7 protein-coding genes are annotated in these 5,792 nt (G+C 75.6%); 3 read left to right on the top strand and 4 right to left on the bottom strand.

Annotation, left to right across the window (positions count from 1 at the left end):
* Both NT8_RS26790 and NT8_RS26785 read right to left on the bottom strand, forming a co-directional pair.
* On the bottom strand, positions 1 to 932 hold a 932-nt coding region (locus tag NT8_RS26790), incomplete at its 3' end, for an EamA family transporter (RefSeq protein ID WP_067975519.1).
* A gap of 245 nt (positions 933 to 1,177) precedes the next feature.
* Positions 1,178 to 1,765, bottom strand: coding sequence for an HD domain-containing protein (locus NT8_RS26785; RefSeq protein ID WP_067975516.1), 588 nt, complete (start codon positions 1,763 to 1,765; stop codon positions 1,178 to 1,180).
* 294 nt (positions 1,766 to 2,059) lie between these two features.
* Between NT8_RS26785 and NT8_RS26780 the strand changes: the two genes are divergently transcribed.
* Entirely contained in the window at positions 2,060 to 2,956 is an 897-nt protein-coding gene (locus NT8_RS26780) for a CPBP family intramembrane glutamic endopeptidase (protein WP_245646350.1), read from the top strand.
* A gap of 54 nt (positions 2,957 to 3,010) precedes the next feature.
* Positions 3,011 to 3,508, top strand: a complete 498-nt coding sequence (locus NT8_RS26775; protein ID WP_067975513.1) for an NUDIX domain-containing protein — start codon at positions 3,011 to 3,013, stop codon at positions 3,506 to 3,508.
* A 24-nt stretch (positions 3,509 to 3,532) separates the two neighbouring features.
* Here NT8_RS26775 and NT8_RS26770 read toward each other — a convergent pair whose 3' ends face one another.
* Entirely contained in the window at positions 3,533 to 4,465 is a 933-nt protein-coding gene (locus NT8_RS26770) for a hypothetical protein (RefSeq protein WP_217999324.1), read from the bottom strand.
* Positions 4,466 to 4,505: 40 nt separating this feature from the next.
* Positions 4,506 to 4,925, bottom strand: a complete 420-nt coding sequence (locus tag NT8_RS26765) for an ankyrin repeat domain-containing protein (protein WP_067975521.1) — start codon at positions 4,923 to 4,925, stop codon at positions 4,506 to 4,508.
* A gap of 163 nt (positions 4,926 to 5,088) precedes the next feature.
* Between NT8_RS26765 and NT8_RS26760 the strand changes: the two genes are divergently transcribed.
* Positions 5,089 to 5,613: a hypothetical protein gene (locus NT8_RS26760; protein ID WP_067975507.1), complete on the top strand. Its 525-nt coding sequence runs from the start codon at positions 5,089 to 5,091 to the stop codon at positions 5,611 to 5,613.
* Positions 5,614 to 5,792 lie beyond the last annotated feature (179 nt).

Here is a 5,792-nt window from a genome sequence, read left to right as displayed (position 1 = left end):
GGGCCCGCCTCGGGCGCCGGGGCGGGCGGGGCGGCGGGCACCGCGCGCTGCGCCACGAACGCCCCGGCCACCACGACCACGGCGCCGAGTATCTGCGGCGGGGTGAGGGCCTCGCCCAGCATCAGCCAGGCCAGGACGATCGCGGTGACCACCTCCAGGTAGGCGACGGCGCCCGCCACCACCGGCGACAGCCGGCGCACGGCCGCCACCCCCAGCGCGTAGGCGAGCGCGGTGGCCACCAGGACCAGCCAGGCGACCGCGACCAGCCCCGATGCCCGCCACCCCGCGATGTCGACCGGCCCGGTGAGCAGTCCCCAGGGCAGGGTCCACGGCCGCGCGACGGCGGTGATCAGGACGGCCGCCGCCAGCGCCCCGTAGGAGACGACGGCGAGCGGGTCGACCTCCTCGCCGGCCGCGTCCGACAGCAGGAAGTAGCCGGCCTGGCAGGCGGCCGCGCCCAGGGCCAGCGCCAGGCCGACGGCGTCGAGGCGCACCCCGGCCCACACCTCGACCAGGCAGGCCAGCCCGGCGACGGCCAGCACGACCCCCACCGTGGCGGAGCGGGAGACGGGGCGGCGGCGCACCAGGCGCAGCCAGCCCAGCACCAGGACGGGGCCGAGGAACTCGATGAGCAGCGCCACCCCGACCGGGATGCGGGCGATGGCGGCGAAGTAGAACGCCTGCACGCCCGCCATGGGGAACACGCCGTAGGCGAGGAGCAGCCAGGGGTGGGTGCGCAGGACGCGGCGGTGGCGCACGGCGAGCGGCAGTAGGACCAGCGCGGTGCCGGCGATGCGCAGCCAGGTGACGTGCAGCGGGTCCAGCCCGGCGTCGATGAGGGGTCGGGCGAAGGGGCCGGACCCCCCGAAGGCCAGAGCGGACCCGACCGCCAGGCCGAGTCCGGAGGCGCGATGGCGGATGGGATCAGACATGACGGCACATCGCAGCCGATCGAGGGCGGAAGACCATGCGGGGGAGCATAGCGGGCACCTTGGCACCGGCGGCGACCGGCGGCCGGGCCCCGTTGCCGGGGGCGGGCGGTGGGCATGCGAACCGGGGCGTGGCCGTGGGCCGCCGCAGGTGCCCGGACACCATCCGCCGGACAGCGGGCGCCCGGACCAGGGCGCGACCATGGACGACCACCGGTGGCCGGACCCCGTTCCCGGGGTTCGGGGGTTCAGACCAGGGCGTGGCCGTGGACGGCCGCCAGCGGGGCCAGGTCGGGGTCGCCGAACCGCTCCCGCAGGGCGGCGAACCGGCCCGCCGGTCCCGGGCCGAACCGGGCGAGCGCGGCCGCCGCTGTGTCGGCCGAGACGAACACCGGCGGGTCGGTCTTGCTGTGGAAGGCGTCGGCGTACATCACGGCCGCCTCTTCGCCGGTCTCGGCCAGGTAGTCGGCCTCGGGGAGGGGCAGCCGCTGCCGGCGGACGTCGGCGCGCGTCAACCCGGCGCCGGTGTGGTGCGAGCAGAACCGGCACAGAATGTCGGGCAGGCCCTCCTCGGCGAGGAGCCCGTGCCCCAGGACCCCGTGCCGGATATAGGGCTCGGCGCCGTCCGGACCGGCCAGCCGGTAGACACCGACGTCGTGCAGCAGCGCACCGGCCCGCACCAGCGCCCGGTCCAGGCCGTGGCCGGAGCGGTCGAGCAACCTTTCCGCGATCGCACACACGATCCGGCAGTGGCTCCGGACCTTCTCCAGCGCCTCCGGCGTGGGCGCGTGCCGCTCGTGCAGGGCGTCGATCTCGTCATCGGTCGGAATGCGCACGGACGCGACCCTAGCGCGGGCGCGGACCGGCTTCGGCCGGAACCGGGACCGTCGCCGGTCGGACGGCACGCCCGCAGTCGTCGGACCGCCGGCGGGGAGCGCCGGCACCGGCCCGTCGGTGCATGTCATCTGTCATGCCCGACCCGTGAGGAGTGCGGAGGAAAACCAGGACCTGTGACACTCTGTCACAACCCTGCTCCGATCTAGGTTCGGAGCATGGACCCCACCGACCACCGTTCCCCTTCGACCGCGAGCGCGCGAGCGGTCGACGCACGCCGCACGGTCCCGCCGGGCGTGGAGTACCACCGCGTGCTCGCCGGCGACAAGCGCCGCATCGGACGCGGCGTCCTCGCGATCGTGCTCCTGATCGCCGGGATGTTCGTCTTCGGCTTCGCCATCACCCAGGCCGCCGCCTTCGTCGACGCGCGCTTGGGCAGCACCAACCCGGCAGCGGGCGGCACCGACTACACACTGCTCTACCACGGCGCGAGCATGTTCTCGCTCGCCCTGCTCATCCCGTGGAGCATGCTCATCCAGCGGTGGCTCTACGGAGTGCAGGGCGCCTCGCTGCACTCGGTGGTCTCGCGCCTCCGATTCGACGTGCTCGGCAGGGCCCTCCTGTTCATCGGCCCCTTCTGGCTGATCGCCACGACCGTCATGCAGGTCTCGGTGCCCCCCGAGCAGACCCACTGGCCGGTCGCCGACCTGGTCGGCATGCTCGTCCTCACCCTCCTGCTGGTGCCCCTTCAGGCGGCCGGCGAGGAGTACGGCCTGCGCGGACTCGTCTTCCGCGTCGCCGGGAGCTGGAGCCGCGGTCCGCGCACGGCACTGGTCCTCGGCGTCCTCGTCTCCAGCGTGGTGTTCGCGTCCATCCACGGCGCGTCCGATGCGTGGATCAACATCTGGTACTTCACGCTCGCCGTCAGCCTGGCCGTCATCACCTGGCGCACCGGCGGCATCGAGACCGCGGTCGTCATCCACGCGCTGCTCAACACCGTCACCTTCCTCTTCGTCATCGCCCTGCACATCGACGTCGGCGCCTCCATCGCGGACCGGTCGGCGGGCACCGGGTCGCCCGTCCTGCTCGTGCCCAGCGCCACCGTCGCCGTGATCGCGGCCGTGGTGTGGCTGCGCACCCGTAGGACGGGGCCGGCCCTGACCCCCTCGGCCCCCTACCCCGCGCGGGTCTGACGGGACGGTGCGGTGCGGGCCGCCCGGGGGCGGCCGGGTGCGTAGCATCGGGGCATGGCCGAGCCTGACGCGGAGTTCTTCGCCCGCCTGCCCCGCAGCCGCAGCGCCGCCTCCGCGCTGCTCACCGACGACCAGGGCCGCGTCCTGCTGGTGGCGCCCACCTACAAGCCGGGGTGGAGCCTGCCGGGCGGGGTCGTGGAGGCCGACGAGTCCCCGTGGGCGGCGTGCCGCCGCGAGTGCGCGGAGGAGCTGGGCTTCGTCCCGCGCCTCACCGGCGGCCTGGTGTGCGTCGACTGGCAGCCGCCGCACACCGCGCCCGACCACCGGCCGTCGACCATCTACGTGTTCGCCGGACCGCTGGCGGCCGGCGACTTCGCGGCGGTCCGGCTGCCCGAGGACGAGCTGCGCGACGCGCGCATGGTGGCCCCCGGCGATCTGGGCGGCCACCTCAGCGCGGCGCGGTCGCGCCGCGTGGCGCGCGCCCTGGCCGCCGCGGCGGCCGGCACGACCGCCTACCTGGAGCACGGGCACCCGGTGGGTGCGGCGGACTGACCCGCCGCGCCCCACCGGCGGAGGTCAGCGGGGCGGCTCCCCCTCCACCGCGCCGTCGGTGCCGCCGGCGGTGTCCGTGTCCGTGTCGTCCTCGAACGGGGCGAAGGTGCGGGCCTCCTCCACCGCTGCCTCCAGGGCGCGGCCCAGGTGGGCCTCTGCCGCGCGGGCGCGGGCGGCGAGTTCGTCGATGTGGCCGACCGCGTACTCGTCGGCGGCGGTGGCGGCGAGCAGGTCGCGGTACTCCTGCTGCTCGTCCAGGAGCAGGCGCAGTTCACGCAGCCGCCGCCGGTGCTCCTCGGCGGCCGTGACGTGGGCGGCGTAGCGCTCCAGGGCCTCGACCCGGGCCGTGGCGGCCCCCTCGGCGGCCGCCAGTGCCGCGCGGCGCTCGGCGAGCAGGTCGCCGACGTCGACCCCCAGCCGGGCGGGGTCGGCGGCGCGGGCGCGGTCGCGCAGGTCGGTGAGGTGGCGCAGGGTGGTGGCGATGTCCCAGAGCTGGCGGGGCAGCACCACCTCGTTGTCGATGGCGTCGATGGCGTCGATGTCGCCGGTGTCCGGCGGTCCGGCGTCGGTGACGGTGTCGATGGCGTCCTGGGCGCGCACGAGCAGGGCGCGGGCGGAGGCGTCGAAGTCGGCGGCGACGAAGTAGCGGCCGTGGTAGCGGCGGGCCGCCGCGGCGGCCGGCGACTCGGGGGCGCGGCGGGCGGGCGGCGCCCCGCCGGTGGTGCCGATGAGGAACGCGAACAGCACAGCGGCGCCGAACACGACCGGCGGCAGGCGCAGGGCCAGCCCGACGGCGAGGAGCAGGGGCGGCACCAGCAGCCAGGCGGCGGGCCGCAGGGCGGCCGCGGCGCCGGGGCGGCGCGGCCGCTGCGGGGTGGGGTGGGTGGCCGGGGTGAGGACGCCGGGGTTGGCGGCGAGGAGCGCGCGCCCGGCCGGGGGCACGGAGGGGTCGATCACCGGCCGGGGGTGGGCGGGCTGCGGTGCGGCCACGGCGGGCTCAGGTGGTGTCGGGGTCGAACAAGCGGAGGTAGTGGTCCTTCTCGAACATCTGTGCCGCCTCCCATGCCGAGGGGGTGCCGGCCCGGGGGTCGGCGCCGTGTGCGATGAGGATGGACACGACCTCGTCCTCGCCCTTGAAGACGGCTCCGGCCAGCGGGGTCTGCCCGCGGTCGTTGCGGCGGTCGGCGTCGGCGCCGCGCTCGCACAGCAGGGACACGGTGGCGGGGTGGCCGTGGTAGGCCGCCAGCATGACCAGGGTGTCGCCGGAGTCGTTGGTGAGGTCGACCGGGACGCCGGCGTCGAGGTAGGCGGCCAGGGTCGCGGTGTCGCCGGTGCGGGCGAGCTGGAACACCTGGGTCGCGAGGGCGATGACGTCGGGGTCGTGGTCCGGGCCGGAGGCCGGTGCTGCGTCGTTCACGGTCTCCAGGGTAGTCGGGGCGGGTCCGGGCGGCGGGGAGGCGGCCGGGCGGGCGGGGCGGCGCGGGGCCGCCACCTGCGGCATTCGATGGCAAGTATCCGTAAATGACCTCTATTCGAGGATTGTCGCTATGGTGCTTCCTCAACGTGAGAGGAGCACCCCTGTGCGACACGTCGTCGGTTTCGTCGTCGGCCTGGCCCTCGCCCCGGTCGCCATGCTCGCGACCGGATGGACCCTGCCCCGCCTGGCCCGCGAGGCCGCCGGGTCCGGCGCCTTCCCCGCAACGGGCGGGGTCGTCACCGTGGGCGTCCTGGCCGCCGTCGCCCTGCTGCTGGGTCTGGCGCTGGTCCCGCCCCGGCTCACCCCGCTGCTCCCCGGCGTCGCCGGGCTGACCCTGGTCGGCGCCACGGTGACCGCCCTGATCCGCCCCGATCTGCTGGAGCGCGTCCCCGCGTCGCTGCCCGGCGCCGAGGGCGCGCTCGCGCTGCTGGCGGCGGGGGCCTACCTGGTGCCGGCGTTCGCGCTGGTGCTACCGCTGTTCGTGGGGTCGCGGTGGGTGGGACGCCGCACGGAGCGCCCGGTGACCGAAGAAGAGTATTTCGACGGCCTTTACGACGAAGATTACGAAGAGTCCGACCGGTCCCCCGCGCCGGCACCGGCGGCCGCCCCCGACCACCGCGCCGGCTGACCCCGGACACGCGTGCGGGGAGGGGCCCGGCCCCTCCCCGCACGTATCGTCGGGGACTCCTCCTGAAGGCACTCCGGATACAGCGGCATCCGGCTCAGGGGGTGGTCGGCCATCGTTCAGGACGACCGACGTGGGCACCGGTCCCCCATCGGGCGGCCTAGGGAGTGATTTTTTGGATG

It is taken from the genome of Nocardiopsis trehalosi NBRC 14201, assembly GCF_001552555.1.
Lineage (GTDB): Bacteria > Actinomycetota > Actinomycetes > Streptosporangiales > Streptosporangiaceae > Nocardiopsis_B > Nocardiopsis_B trehalosi.
Note: the sequence above shows the minus strand (reverse complement) of the source record. Positions and strands in the feature narration are given on the sequence as shown.

What these genes read in the sequence shown, in the direction of transcription:
- NT8_RS26775 (WP_067975513.1), top strand. Translation starts at nt 3,011, where the DNA reads ATGGCCGAGCCTGACGCGGAGTTCTTCGCCCGCCTGCCCCGCAGCCGC.